The organism is Phaeobacter piscinae, from assembly GCF_002407245.1.
Taxonomy (GTDB): domain Bacteria; phylum Pseudomonadota; class Alphaproteobacteria; order Rhodobacterales; family Rhodobacteraceae; genus Phaeobacter; species Phaeobacter piscinae.
Genome location: NZ_CP010681.1, coordinates 779841 through 793369, shown reverse-complemented (window position 1 = coordinate 793369; position 13529 = coordinate 779841). Strand labels below are relative to the sequence as shown.

At 63.1% G+C, this 13529-nt stretch carries 13 protein-coding genes and 1 tRNA gene; 10 read left to right on the top strand and 4 right to left on the bottom strand.

Translation table 11 applies throughout. From position 1 onward, the window contains the following. Positions 1–30: 30 nt before the first annotated feature. Positions 31–120: transfer RNA gene (locus phaeop14_RS03615), tRNA-Ser, on the bottom strand. Between the two features lie 342 nt (positions 121–462). Between phaeop14_RS03615 and phaeop14_RS03610 the strand changes: the two genes are divergently transcribed. Genes phaeop14_RS03610 through phaeop14_RS03580 form a run of 7 tightly spaced genes read left to right on the top strand, consistent with a single transcriptional unit; the run spans position 463 to position 7067 of the window. Next, a complete protein-coding gene (locus phaeop14_RS03610; RefSeq protein ID WP_420874966.1) occupies positions 463–1380 on the top strand; it encodes an SPOR domain-containing protein in 918 nt (305 codons plus the stop codon). 52 nt (positions 1381–1432) lie between these two features. After that, entirely contained in the window at positions 1433–2623 is a 1191-nt protein-coding gene (locus phaeop14_RS03605; protein ID WP_096788779.1) for a D-alanyl-D-alanine carboxypeptidase family protein, read from the top strand. Continuing rightward, positions 2620–3309 carry a dTMP kinase gene (gene tmk / locus phaeop14_RS03600; protein ID WP_096788778.1) on the top strand — a complete coding sequence of 230 codons (690 nt, stop codon included), beginning with the start codon at positions 2620–2622 and terminating at the stop codon, positions 3307–3309. Before phaeop14_RS03605 ends, tmk begins: the two co-directional genes overlap by 4 nt. Next, positions 3306–4427 (top strand): DNA polymerase III subunit delta', encoded by a 1122-nt coding sequence (locus tag phaeop14_RS03595; protein ID WP_096788777.1) that lies wholly within the window; start codon positions 3306–3308, stop codon positions 4425–4427. Before tmk ends, phaeop14_RS03595 begins: the two co-directional genes overlap by 4 nt. A gap of 42 nt (positions 4428–4469) precedes the next feature. Beyond that, positions 4470–5291, top strand: a complete 822-nt coding sequence (locus phaeop14_RS03590; protein WP_096788776.1) for a TatD family hydrolase — start codon at positions 4470–4472, stop codon at positions 5289–5291. After that, positions 5291–6088, top strand: a complete 798-nt coding sequence (locus phaeop14_RS03585) for an MBL fold metallo-hydrolase (protein ID WP_096788775.1) — start codon at positions 5291–5293, stop codon at positions 6086–6088. Before phaeop14_RS03590 ends, phaeop14_RS03585 begins: the two co-directional genes overlap by 1 nt. Positions 6089–6134: 46 nt before the next feature. After that, the gene (locus tag phaeop14_RS03580) at positions 6135–7067 is read left to right on the top strand and encodes an AEC family transporter (protein ID WP_096788774.1); all 933 of its coding nucleotides are present in this window, start codon (positions 6135–6137) and stop codon (positions 7065–7067) included. 54 nt (positions 7068–7121) lie between these two features. Here the strand turns inward: phaeop14_RS03580 and phaeop14_RS03575 are convergent, their stop codons facing one another. From phaeop14_RS03575 to phaeop14_RS03565, 3 genes are all read right to left on the bottom strand, one after another. Continuing rightward, positions 7122–8639, bottom strand: coding sequence for a tripartite tricarboxylate transporter permease (locus tag phaeop14_RS03575; RefSeq protein ID WP_040180954.1), 1518 nt, complete (start codon positions 8637–8639; stop codon positions 7122–7124). Between the two features lies 1 nt (position 8640). Beyond that, entirely contained in the window at positions 8641–9135 is a 495-nt protein-coding gene (locus phaeop14_RS03570) for a tripartite tricarboxylate transporter TctB family protein (RefSeq protein ID WP_040173803.1), read from the bottom strand. 149 nt (positions 9136–9284) lie between these two features. After that, complete coding sequence (locus phaeop14_RS03565) at positions 9285–10262, bottom strand: Bug family tripartite tricarboxylate transporter substrate binding protein (protein ID WP_040173804.1); 978 nt, start codon at positions 10260–10262, stop codon at positions 9285–9287. Between the two features lie 131 nt (positions 10263–10393). Here phaeop14_RS03565 and phaeop14_RS03560 point away from each other — a divergent pair, with 131 nt between their 5' ends. Genes phaeop14_RS03560 through phaeop14_RS03550 form a run of 3 tightly spaced genes read left to right on the top strand, consistent with a single transcriptional unit; the run spans position 10394 to position 13520 of the window. Further along, positions 10394–11059, top strand: coding sequence for a response regulator transcription factor (locus phaeop14_RS03560; RefSeq protein WP_040173806.1), 666 nt, complete (start codon positions 10394–10396; stop codon positions 11057–11059). Then, complete coding sequence (locus tag phaeop14_RS03555; protein ID WP_096788773.1) at positions 11056–12471, top strand: sensor histidine kinase; 1416 nt, start codon at positions 11056–11058, stop codon at positions 12469–12471. Before phaeop14_RS03560 ends, phaeop14_RS03555 begins: the two co-directional genes overlap by 4 nt. Continuing rightward, positions 12441–13520 carry an ABC transporter substrate-binding protein gene (locus phaeop14_RS03550; protein ID WP_096788772.1) on the top strand — a complete coding sequence of 360 codons (1080 nt, stop codon included), beginning with the start codon at positions 12441–12443 and terminating at the stop codon, positions 13518–13520. Before phaeop14_RS03555 ends, phaeop14_RS03550 begins: the two co-directional genes overlap by 31 nt. Positions 13521–13529 lie beyond the last annotated feature (9 nt).

Genomic DNA, 13529 nt, shown 5'->3' with positions numbered 1-13529 from the left:
ACCATGCGTCAGGACTTGGGGCGGCTGTAGTGGCGGGGAGACAGGGATTCGAACCCTGGGAACGCTCTCACGTTCAACGGTTTTCAAGACCGCCGCATTCGACCACTCTGCCACCTCCCCGGTCGGCGCCGGGTTTAGGCGCTGGTTGCCCGTCTGGCAAGAGGGAATTGCATCCTATTCCGTTTCACGGTGCCCGCCACCGGTCCCGGATACCTAGCGCCGGGTGCTGGGTATGACGGGCTGCCACAGGGAACCGGGATCGCCGAAAACTTGCCGAGCGCGCTGTGGCAGGGTTTCCTTGCGTTGGCGTGGCGGCTATGCTGCGCCCATCATAAGGGCGCCGGAACAACCGGTACAGGAACAGCTGACGCCGAAGCAATCGGCACGGAGCGCAGGACAGCGCGCATAAGAAGGCGCAAAGCGCCGTCAGATACGGGCAAGGAAGCACACATGGTTCACGCTATGTCGACAAGCAAACACAGCGCCAAAGGCCAAGGGTCTTCGCGCCGGGGCCGACGGCTTGCGGCGGCACTGACCGGGCTGATGATCCTCGGCGCCTGCGAAGAAGGCCCCGGATTGGCCTTCCTGAAACCAAAGCCACAGGGAGACGGCGCCGTCACCCCCTCCAGCAGCACCCGCCTGGTCGAACGCGAGGTGGAGGCACCGGAGGTGTTTCAGGTGACCGAAGCGGGTCTTTGGGATGGGCGCCCCTCGCTGGGCGGGGTCTGGGTGGCGCATCCAGATGCCGAAGATCCCGAACAGGTGATCATCCGCAATCAGGCGAATGGCAAATTTGTGATCGGTGCGCTGTTCCGGCGTGAGCGGGAAATTCCCGGTCCCCGGCTGCAGGTGTCCTCCGATGCGTCCGAAGCTCTGGGCATGTTGGCGGGTGCACCGGTTGAACTGAATGTAACCGCGCTGCGCCGCGAAAAAGTCGCGGATCCGGAACAACCTGCGGAGGTCATCCTTGAGGAGGCCGATGTCGCTCTTGCCGATGGCGGCGATATCGACACGCAGCCCTTGGACCCAATCGCTGGTGCTGCGGCGGCCATTGACGCGGCGGCCCCGACCGCTGTTGCGCCTGCGCAGGCAGAAGCACCCGCCGTGGCCTCAACCGCAACCAAGGCCGCAGCAGCCAGTTCCTCTCTGAACAAACCCTATATTCAGATCGGTATTTTCAGTGTTGAGGCCAATGCCAAACGCACCGCCGATCAGATGCGCAATGCCGGGCTTATGCCCTCAGTCCTGTCCCAGTCCAGCAACGGAAAACCGTTCTGGCGGGTGCTGGTCGGGCCGGCCCAATCGAAATCCGAACGCAGTCAGCTGCTGAAGAGCGTCAAGGACGTCGGCTTCTCCGATGCCTATGCGGTCACCAATTGACCTCGCTTGTGCGGCTCTGCTTGACGTGACCAACCGGAAAGACGCTTCTGTCATGACCTTTCTCCCCTCTCCGCTTCGCTCTGCTTTGAAATTGACCTGTGCGGCTGGCCTGTTGGTCAGCCTTTCGGCGCTGTCGGCTACGGCCTTTGATACCCGCGCGCGCGCCGCCTATGTGCTGGATCAGGAGACCGATACCGTGCTGCTGGCCAAGAACGCCGATCTGGCGCTACCGCCTGCGTCGATGTCGAAGCTGATGACGCTTTATGTGGCGTTTGAGGCGATCCGTGATGGCCGCCTGACACTGGATGAGCGGCTGCCGGTCAGCGAACACGCCATGAGCTACAAAGGCTCGACCATGTTCCTCAACACCCAGGATCGGGTCCGGGTGGAGGATCTCTTGCGCGGGATCATCGTGCTGTCGGGCAATGACGCCTGCGTGGTGCTGGCCGAAGCGCTGAGCCCTGATGGCACTGAGGCGGGGTTTGCCCGCTACATGACCAAACGGGCGCAGGAGATGGGGATGGAGAACTCCACCTTTGCCAATTCCAACGGCTGGCCTGCCGCCGGGCACCGGATGTCGGTGGAGGATCTGGCGATTCTTGCTGAAAAGCTGATCGAGGATTTCCCGCAGTATTACCCGCTGTTTGCCGAGCGGGAGTTTGAATTTGATGGCCGCGCGCCCTCCAATGTGCGCAACCGCAACCCGCTGCTGGGTCTGGGCATCGGCGCGGATGGTCTGAAGACCGGCCACACCTCCGAAGCGGGCTATGGTCTGGTGGGATCCGCCGCGCAGGGCGACCGGCGGGTGATTTTTGTGATCACCGGTCTGGACAGCACCACCGCCCGCGCAGAGGAGGCCGAGGCCCTGGTTAACTGGTCGTTTCGCCAATTTGCCAAAAAAACGGTGGCTAAAGCGGGTGTTCCGGTCGCAGAAGCCGAGGTCTGGCGCGGGGCAGAGGCAACCGTAGGGCTGGTGCCCGCGGAGGATCTGACCGTGCTGCTGCCTGCCCTTGCCGGTCGCGAGATCACTGGCGAGGTGGTCTATACCGGGCCGATTGATGCCCCCATCGAGAAAGGGCAGCAACTGGCCGAACTGGTGCTGCAACCGGATGAGCTGCCGGAGGTGCGGCTGCCGCTGGTGGCGGAGAAGGATATTCCCACCGGTGGCTTCCCGGTGCGGGTGAAGACCGCCGCCGAAGTGCTGGTGAAACGGTTCCTCAGCGGGCCTGAGGCCAGCCAGTGACAGCGGCCAGGACCGGCGCCGCTGCGGATGGCGCAGCCCCCTATTCCGGCCTCTTCGTCACCTTTGAGGGGATCGATGGCTCCGGCAAATCGACGCAATGTCGGCTGCTGGCGGAGGCCTTGCAGGCGCAGGGGATTGAGGTTGTCCTGACCCGTGAACCCGGCGGGTCAGACGGCGCGGAGGAGATCCGCCGTCTGGTGCTGGAGGGGGACCCCGACCGCTGGTCGGCGGAGACGGAGCTGTTGCTGTTCACCGCAGCGCGGCGCGATCATATGGAACGGCGGATCCTGCCTGCGCTGGCCGCGGGCAAAGTGGTGGTCTGTGACCGCTTTGCCGATAGCACGCGAATGTATCAGGGGCTGTCGCGCGGGGATCTGCGCCAGAGTGTGGATCAGTTGCACAGCCTGATGATCGGCCATGAACCGGATCTGACCATCCTGATCGACATGGACCCGGCCAAGGGGCTGGCGCGGGCCAAGGGCCGGCAGGGCAGCGAAGAACGGTTCGAGGATTTTGGTCTGGATCTGCAACAGCGGATGCGTGCCGGGTTTCTGGCATTGGCACAGGAATTTGCCGACCGGTTTCGCGTCATCGACGGGGATCGCCCGATGGACAGCGTCGCGCGCGATGTACTGAAAGTTGTCTCCACCGCCCTGCCCGCGTCAGAGGGAGACGCAGGCGCATGAGCAAGGATGACGCCCCTCTGCGCGCGGATCAGACAGTGGGCGCGCCCCATCCGCGCGAAACGCAGCAGCTGTTCGGACAGGCGCAGGCGGAGCAGGATTTCCTGACCGCCTTCAACTCGGACCGGCTGCATCACGGCTGGCTGCTGACCGGCCCGCAGGGCGTCGGCAAGGCAACGCTGGCCTGGCGCATTGCGGCGTTTCTGCTATCGCAGCCGCCTGCGGAGGATGCAGGGCTGTTTGGGGCGCCGCCGCCTGCCACCTCGCTGGATATCGGGATGGATCATCCGGTGATGCACCGCATTCAGGCGCTGGCGGAGCCGGGGCTGGCGTCGATTACCCGCAGCGAGAACGACAAGGGCAAGCTGCGCGATCAGATCGTGGTCGATGACATTCGGGCGCTGAACAAATTCTTTGGCCTGTCGGCCACAGACGGCGGGCGCCGGGTGGTGATTGTGGATGCCGCTGACGATATGAACACCAGTGCCGCCAATGCGCTGCTGAAGATGCTGGAAGAGCCACCTGCCCGCACAACCCTGCTGCTGGTGTCACATCAGCCCTTGCGACTGTTGCCGACGATCCGCTCGCGCTGTCGGCTGTTGCGGTTCGCGCCGCTGGGTCCGGAGGACATGCAGGCGGCGCTGACGCAGGCAGGCGCTGAGCTGCCAAAGCAAGCCGACCATCTGGCCGCGCTGTCCAATGGTTCGGTCGGGGCGGCGCTGCGGCTGCTGAACCTCGGAGGCTTGCAGGCCTATAGCGATGTGGTGCGGCTGCTGGACAGCCTGCCCCGGCTGGATCGGCAGCGCGCGATGGCATTGGCGGAACAGGCCGCAGCACGGGGTGGGGCAGAGAAATTTGAACTGCTGCTCACCCTGATTGATACGGCGCTGGCCCGGCTGGCTCGCACCGGCGCCACCGGAACGGCGCCACAGCCGGAGGCCGCCCCGCAGGAGGCGTCGGTGCTGTCGCGGCTTTCACCGACGCCGCAAAAGGCGCGTGCCTGGGCGGATCTGGCAGCGCAGGTCACGGCTCGGATGCGCCACGGTCAGGCGGTGAACCTTGACCCCGCAGCACTTGTCCTAGATACGGTTTTCAAGATGCAGGACACTGCGGCGCGCTGATCCGGAGCACCGGACCCCCGCAGGACGCGACAGAGAGCAGTTATGACCGAGAGCCTTTCCCCCATGCCCCCGTCCATTACGGACAGCCATTGCCATCTGGATTTTCCCGATTTCGAGGGTGAGCTGGACGCGCTGATTGCGCGGGCAGCTGAGGCCGGTGTGACCCGCATGGTCACCATCTGCACCAAACTGCGCAATGAGCCCACTGTGCGCGCCATCGCCGAGGCGCATGCGCCGATCTTCTATGCCGCGGGCACCCACCCGATGAGTGCCGCAGACGAGCCGCTGGTGTCGGTGGACGAGCTGGTGGCGCTGGCGCAGCATCCGAAATTTGTCGGCATTGGCGAGACCGGGCTGGATTATCACTATACCGCCGAGAGTGCGGAGGTGCAGAAGACCTCGCTCAGAACTCATATTACGGCGGCGCGGGAAACCGGCCTGCCGCTGATCATCCACGCCCGCGCGGCGGATGAGGATATGGCCGCCATCCTGCGCGATGAAATGGCCAAGGGCGCCTATACCTGTGTGATGCATTGCTTCTCCTCCTCGCCTGAACTGGCACGGGCGGCGCTGGATCTTGGGTTTTACCTGTCGATGTCGGGCATCGCCGCCTTCCCCAAGAGCCAGGAGCTGCGCGATATCTTTGCCGCTGCCCCGATGGAGCGGATTCTGGTGGAAACTGACGCGCCCTATCTGGCGCCGCCGCCCTATCGCGGCAAACGCAATGAACCGGCCTACACCGCCCATACCGCCCGCGTGGGCGCAGAGGTGTTTGGTGTGGATTACGCCGATTTCGCCGCCCAGACACAGGCCAATTTTGACCGGCTGTTCTGGAAGGCTGCCAAATATGAGGCCGCCGCCTGATGGGCGTGCTGCGCTTTACCATTCTGGGCTGCGGTTCCTCCGGTGGGGTGCCGCGACTGGGCGGGCATTGGGGCGATTGCGATCCGGACAACCCCCGCAACCGCCGCCGCCGCTGCTCGCTTCTGGTGGAGCGGGACGGTCCCGAGGGCACCACGACGGTGCTGATCGACACCTCCCCCGATATGCGCAGCCAGCTGCTGGACACCGGCACCGGGCGGCTGGACGGGGTGGTCTATACCCATTCCCACGCCGATCATGTGCATGGCATTGATGATCTGCGGATGATCGTCTTCAACATGCGCGACCGTATTCCGGTCTATGCGGATGGTGACACGCAGAACGCGCTGTTGTCGCGGTTTGGCTATGCCTTTGTGCAGCCCGCAGGCTCCCCCTATCCGCCCATTCTGGACCTGCGCACCATTGCCGGCCCGCTGACGATTTCCGGCCCCGGTGGCGATATCACCCTGCGCCCGTTTGAGGTCAATCACGGCTCCATTGAGGCGCTGGGGTTCCGCATTGGCGATGTCGCCTATCTGCCGGATGTGGCCAAGATCCCTGACAGCGCGCTGGTGGAATTGCAGGATCTGGACTGCTGGATCCTTGATGCGCTGCGCCGCAAGCCGCATCCCACCCATCTGTCGCTGGACGAAGCGCTGGAGTGGATCGAGCGGATGGCGCCAAAGCGCGCGGTACTGACCAATATGCACATTGATCTGGACTACGCGCAGGTCGCTGTTGAGACCCCTGATCATATTGATCCCGCCTATGACGGGATGGTGATCGAATACCCGATCTGAGCCGCCACATAAGGCGCCCGCGACCCCGCCCATAGGAAGGCACATCATGTTTCAGAGCCTGATTGATGTCATCCTGCCGGTGTTTCTGGTCATTGGCGCGGGCTATGTCGCCACGCGGCGCGGGTATTTTCAGGCCAGCCATGTGGATGGGCTGATGAAATTCACCCAGAGCTTTGCCATTCCCTGCCTGCTGTTTCGCGCCATTGCGACGCTGGATCTGTCGGCGAGTTTTGACCCGCGTCTGCTGATCAGTTTCTACACCGGCGCGGCGACCTGTTTCTGTCTGGGGATGGCCGGTGCGCGGCTGATTTTCAAACGCGACTGGGAGGATTGCGTGGCGATCGGCTTTTGCTGCCTGTTCTCCAATTCGGTGCTGCTGGGCCTGCCGATCACGGAACGCGCCTATGGGGCCGACAATCTGACCGGCAATTATGCGATCATCGCCTTTCACTCGCCGTTTTGCTACGGGCTGGGGATCACGGTGATGGAGATCGTGCGCAACAAAGGCGCGGGCGGCATCGCTACGGTGAAATCGGTATTCAGCGCGATGTTCAAGAATGTGCTGATCCTTGGCATCGCCCTGGGATTTCTGGTGAACCTTTCGGGCCTGTGGATCCCGCAGGCGGTGGATGAGGCGCTGTCGCTGGTCATTCGGGCGGCGCTGCCGACGGCACTGTTTGCGCTGGGGGGCGTGCTGGTGCAATACCGCCCTGAAGGCGATCTGCGAACCATCGGTTTTGTCTGTGCGATCTCATTGATGGTGCATCCGGCGCTGGTCTGGAGCATGGGCAGCGCCTTGAAGGTGCAGCCGGATCTGTTCCGCTCTGCGGTGTTGAACGCGGCGATGGCGCCGGGGTTCAACGCCTATATCTTTGCCAATATGTATGGGCGCGCAAAGCGGGTGGCGGCGTCCTCGGTGCTGATTGCCACGGGATCCTGTATCCTGACGGTCTGGCTCTGGCTCTTGATCCTGGGCTGAGCCACGAAAAAGGGGCGCCGCAGCGCCCCCCTTGGTCTGTTTCCATGGCGACGATCAATCGCCGTCTGCCACCCCGCGTTGACGCAGCCGGGCGCGGCGGGCCCGGTAACTGGGCAGGATCACCAACACCGCGGCCAGCCCCAAGAGGCCTATGGTCATCGGGCGTTCCATCAGGAAACCCAGCCCATCATAGAGCTGCATCGAGCGGGAGAAATTATCCTCCAGCATCGACCCCAGAATAAAGCCGATCAGCAGGGGCGCCAGCGGATAATCGGCAAAGCGCAGCACCGTGGCGCAGATCCCCAGACCCACGAGGATCAGCAGTTCGGTTGCATTGTTCTGTCCGATATAGGCCCCCATCAAGGTGAAGAAGAAGATGAAGGGGATCAGGTAGTTGCGCGGCACCGCCAGCACCTTGGCGATATAGGGGATCAGCGGCAGGTTCAGGATCAACAGGATCAGGTTGCCAACATACATCGAGATGATCACCGCCCAGAAGATCTCCGGCTCATCCACCATCAGGCGCGGCCCCGGTGAGACATTGAGCGCGATCAGCGCCCCCAGAAGGATTGCCGTTGTACCCGAGCCGGGAATGCCCAGCGTCAGCAATGGCACAAAGGAGCCTGTGCAGGCGGCGTTATTGGCGCTTTCCGGCGCGGCGAGGCCCTTGATGGCGCCCTTGCCGAACTCCTTCTGCTCCTCCTTCGGGGCGATATTGCGCTCCACCGCGTAGCCAAGGAAGGAGGCGATGGTGGCCCCGGCCCCCGGCAGGACACCGATCAGGAAGCCCTGGATCGACTGGCGGCCAATCACCGGCGCGATGGATTTGGCCTCAGCCTTGGTGATGCGCAGATCCTTGATCTCATTGCTGCCACCTTCGGTCTTGGAGCGGCTGGGATCCAGCACCAGATACAGCGCCTCTGGCAGAGCAAACATCGCCATCGCCAGGGTGATGAAACCAAAGCCCGATTGCAGGTCCATGATGCCCATGGTGAAGCGGGGCATATTGAACAGCGCGCCCTCACCCACCGTGGCCATGATCAGGCCAAGCACGGTCATCAGCAGCGCCTTCACCACCTGACCGGTGCCCGCAAAGGCGGCGATGGCTGAAAGCCCCACCACCATCAGCGCAAAGTATTCGGCGGAATGGAACAGCAGCGCGACGCTGGCCAGCGCGGGGGCGAAGATCATCAGCAGGATCGCCCCGATGCTGCCGCCGCAGAAGGACGAAATCGCCGCCACGGTCAGCGCCTTGCCCGCCTTGCCCTGTCGCGCCAGCGGGTAGCCATCGAAGGACGTCGCCACGGTTGAGGCCACGCCCGGCGCGTTGATCAGGATTGACGAGGTCGAGCCGCCAAAGATGGCGCCATAGTAGACACCCGCCAGCAGGATCAGCGCGGCAGAGGGATCACCGATGGAGATCGCCACCGGGATCATGATGGAAATGATGCTCATCGGGCCGAGGCCCGGCAACATGCCGATGAAGGTGCCGATAAGGCAGCCGCCGATCACCATCAGGATGTTGCTCAAGGAAAAGGCCGTGCTGAGGCCAATCAGAATACCGTCCAGCATATCAGCCCCCAGTTCCCATAAAGAAGGGCAGCGGGCGCAGGTAGATACCCAGCACCTGCTGCACCAGATACCAGACCACACCCGCCGCGATAACCGCGATGGGGATCAGGATATGCAGCTTGCGTTCGCCAAGGATCAAAGCGCTGATCACCAGAAATGCGACGGTGGAGATCAGGAAGCCAACCGGACGCAGTGCCAGCGCGTAGATCACCATCATCGCGAGAAGTGCCGTCGCCTGACCCAGTTTGTAGTCCAGCAAGCGGCGGTAATCGATGTCGCCAGCCTTGGGGCCTGCATCGGCTTTCTGCGGTGACAGCAGGATGATCAGCGCGCAGATCACCGCCATAACGGACAACCCCTTAGGGAAGGTGCTGGGCCAGATGGCATTGAATTTCATGAACGGTGGCAGGCCTTCGTCCATTGTGAAAAAGGCCGTGTAGCCATAGGCGAGGCTGATCATGAGAATGACCAGCGCGATCCATCGGTCGAGCGCCATGAGGCTCTCCCCCCTTTGATGAGATATGTCGAGCGTGAAACCGGGCGGGCGGCGCGGCCCCCTCCTGAAGATGCGCGCCGCCGGTTTCTGGTGTCAGAGGCATGGCGCCCGGCACAACTCGGACCGGACGCCTGTCTGCTCTGCCAGACTTAGAGGAAGCCGAGTTCCTGCATCAGGTTTTTGATCACCTCTTCCTGACCTTCCAGGAAGCTGACGAAGTCATCGCCGCTGTTGTGGATGTTCACCCACCCGTTGCGGGCGCGGACCTCTTCCCATTCGGGGGTGTCGTACATCTTGGCCAGAGCGGCCCGGTAGGCCTCGACCTTTTCCTCTGGCAGTCCCGGCGCGCCGAAGAAGCCGCGCCAGTTGACGAAAGTGGCGTCAATCCCCTGCTCTTTCATTGTGGGGGCGTCTGCATAGGCCGGCACGCGGTCCTCGGCGGTGACGCCGATGATTTTCACCTCGCCTGCGTTGGCCAGATCAATTGCCTCGGAGAAGCCGGTGGAGAGTGCGGCGATTTCTCCGGAGAGAAGTGCGGCCATAGCCACACCGCCCGCGTCATAGGGGATGTATTTCACCGCTGTCGGCTCCTCGCCTGCGGCCTTCATCACCATTGCGGCAACCAGATGGTCCATGCCGCCGGGGACCGAGCCGCCACCGATGGCGGTCTTGCGCGGATTGGCCTGATAGGCGGCAATCAGATCGGACATGGAGTTGATCGGGCTGTCCTTGCCCACAACGATGGCCGCATAATCGCCAATGGTGCCTGCCACCATGGTGAGGTCCCGGAAGTTATGCGGGAAGACACCGGTGAGCGAGCGGATCACAATCGGGGTCGAGTTGACCATCAGGGTGCCGTGGTTGCTCTCGGCGTTTTCGATCAGATAGCCGATCGCCTTGCCACCGCCACCGCCGGACATGTTCTCAAAAGAGGCGTTGCCCACAAGGCCCGCCTTGGTCAGCGCCTCACCGGTGCCGCGCGCGGTGCCGTCCCAGCCGCCGCCTGCGCCGCCGGGGATCAGAAAGTGGATGCTGTCCACCATCTCATCCGCAGAAACCGGCGCAGCAAAGGCCAGTGTCGCAGCGGTCACCGCCATCAGGGCGCGCCGGGTCAAAGTCGTTTTCATCTGTTTGTCCTCCCATTTGACAAATGGCGGCTTGGCCGCTCATGACTGAAAGGGAACACGTCAAGCTGACACAAACCTGTCACATCGCATTTTGCCACCACGGGCGATGCCCTTCCCACGGATAGATCCCCATGCGTTTTCTGCTGGTCGAAGACAACCTGAGCCTGGCTGCCGCCGTCGAGGACCGGCTGCGGATGGATGGCCATGTGGTGGATCATGCCCCGGATCTGGCGGTCGCGGATGACTATGCGGCAACGGCTGATTACGATTTGATTTTGTTGGATATTATGCTGCCCGACGGGGACGGCCGCAGCTTTCTTAAATCCCATCGCAGCCGCGAGGGCACAACGCCGGTGATCGTGCTGACCGCACGGTCAGAGGTGTCGGACCGGGTGGGTGTGCTGGATCTGGGCGCGGATGATTACATCACCAAACCCTTTGATTTTTCCGAACTGGAAGCGCGCTGCCGGGCCGTGTTGCGGCGCCATGGTGGCGGCAGTTCCAACCAGAAACGATTCGGCGCGCTGGTGTTTGATCCCTTGGCGGGCACGCTGGTGGTGGGCGACAAGACCGTCTCCCTGCGCAACAAGGAGCTGCGGCTGCTGGAAATTTTCATCAATGCGCCGGACAGGATTTTTTCCAAATCGAAACTGGTAGACCGGCTGTTTTCCTATGAGGAAGACGTCTCGGAAAATGCGATCGAGGTTTATGTGGCACGGCTGCGCAAACATCTGGCCGGGGCGGATGTGGAAATCACCACGGTGCGCGGGCTGGGCTATCGGATGTCGCTTGCATGAGCCGCGCGCTGCCGACCAGCGGGTCAATCCGGCGGCGGTTGACGTTGCAGCTGGTGGGCAGTGCCGCTTTTCTCGCCTCGCTGTTGTTCTTCATCGTGCTGGTCTTCACCCGGGATGTGTCGCAGCGCACCCATGACAGTATTCTGCAGGCCTCGGCCACGTCGATCATGGACTCGGTGTCTGTACGGTCGGGCGATGTGACGGTCGATATCCCCTATTCGGCGCTGTCGATGCTGGGCAATGTCAGCGATGATCGGGTGTTTTACCGGGTCGCGCAAAATGACCGGCTGCTCACTGGTTACGGCGACCTGCCGCTGCCTGATCTGCTGCCCCAACGAGGGCAGCCGCGATTTGATACTGCGCCCTACAAGGGCGATAGTATCCGCATGGTGACTCTGGCGCGGCGGGTGTCGCTGAACGGTCAGGTCTCCGATGTGGTGATTTCCGTGGCACAGACCCGCGAAGGGCAGTCGGCGCAATTGGCGGAGCTAACCCGCACCGCGCTGCAGCTTGGTCTGGGGTTTTTCATGATTGCGGCGTTTTTGGCAATCTGGGCAGCACAGTCCAGTATTCGACCGCTTGCTGAACTGGCCGAAGCGGTGTCGCGGCGCGGACCGAAGGATTTGCGCCCGGTGCGCCGCCCGGTGCCGTCGGAGATGATCCCGCTGGTCACATCCTTGAACCGCTTTATTGAGCGGCTGCGGATTTCCCTCTCGCGGTCCGAAGATTTCATCGCAGAGGCCGCGCACCGGGTGCGCACGCCGCTGGCCACGGTGCGCACGCAGGCCGAGATCACGCTGAGGCGGGTTGAGCGGGACGAAAACCGCGCCTCGTTGCGTGAGATGATCCGCGCCATTGATGAGAGCTCCCGCGCGGCGGGGCAGCTGCTGGATCACGCCATGGTGACCTTTCGCACCGACAGTCTGCTGCGTGAGGAGGTGGATCTGGGAGCGCTTTCGCGCGATCTGCTGAACCGGCTGCGCCCTATTGCGGAGCTGAAAGATATCGCGCTGCATTCCGACCTGCCGCAAACGCCGCCCCTGTCCGGCGATCCGATCCTGATCCAGAACGCGGTGCGCAACCTGTTGGACAATGCGATCAAATACGCGCCCTCCGAGAGCGACATTCAGGTGATCCTGCGCAAGGAGGGGGCAGAGCTGCGGCTGAGCATTATTGACGAGGCGGGCGGGTTTCCCAGCGGTGACACCGACGCGCTGACCGCACGGTTTGCACGAGGCGCCAATGCCGAGGGGACGATTGGCTCGGGCCTTGGGCTTACGATTGCGCGTGAAGTTGTGGAGGCCCATGGCGGGCGCCTGACCATCGCCCCGAGCCAGGCCACCAGCGGGCCACCGGCGGCATCTCCAAGACGGGAGGGATCATGCGTTTCCTTGTATTTTCCAGTGCTTTGACAGGCCTGATCCGCGCAGCCTGTCTGGTGGCCCTGACCCTTGTTCTGCCAGCGTTCGCAGCGCAGGCGTTTGAGGTGGAGGATCGGCGCCGGTTCGGCCCCGCCGCCGCTGAGGCGAGCGCGGATGTGTTGCGGGTTTTGTCCACCACGGACACCGATCTGCTGGCCCCACTGGTCGAGAGTTTTCTGCGCACCCGTCCGACAGTGGTGGTGGACTACGTTACGGTCAGCAGTTCAGAGCTGATGCGCGCGGTGGTGGAGGATGGCGCGGGTTTCGACCTTGCCGTCTCCTCGGCGCTGGATCTGCAGACCAAGCTTGCCAACGATGGGTACACCCGCGCGCATTCCCCCGCTGGGCGGCTGCGGATCCCGGATTGGGCGGTCTGGCGCGATCATGTCTTTGCCTTCTCGCAGGAGCCTGCATCGATTGTGTTGTCGCCCGCCGCCTTTGAGGGGCTGGAGATGCCCCGCAGCCGTCAGGCGCTGATGTCGCTCCTGCGCCGCTACCCCAACCGGTTCCGGGGCCGCATTGGCACATATGATGTTGAGAAAAGCGGCCTTGGCTATTTGTTTGCCACGCAGGATCTGCGCACCTCTGAGAGTTTCTGGCGAATGATGGAGATTTTCGGCAGCCTTGATTTGCGGCTCTATTGCTGCTCCGGCGAGATGATCGAGGCGGTGGCGCGCGGGGAGCTGGCCATCGCCTATAATGTGCTGGGCAGCTACGCCCGTGCGCGGGACGATCTGGCGGAGCGGATCGAGATCGTCGATCCGCAGGACTATACCAATATGATGCTGCGCACCGCTGTCGTGCTGAGAGGGGCGGAGCGCCCGGATATGGCGGGGGCGTTCATCGACCACCTTTTACGGGCCGCTTGGGGCAACGGGCGCGATCCGGACTATCCTTTCCCGCGATACGCCACCGCCGAGACCACCCCCACCGCCGCCTTGCGCCCGATCCAGATGGGACCGGGGTTGTTGGTGTTTCTGGACCGGCTGAAACGGGCGCGGTTCCTTGAGGAATGGCGCAGCACTGTCTTGCAAAAGTAGCGCGAACGC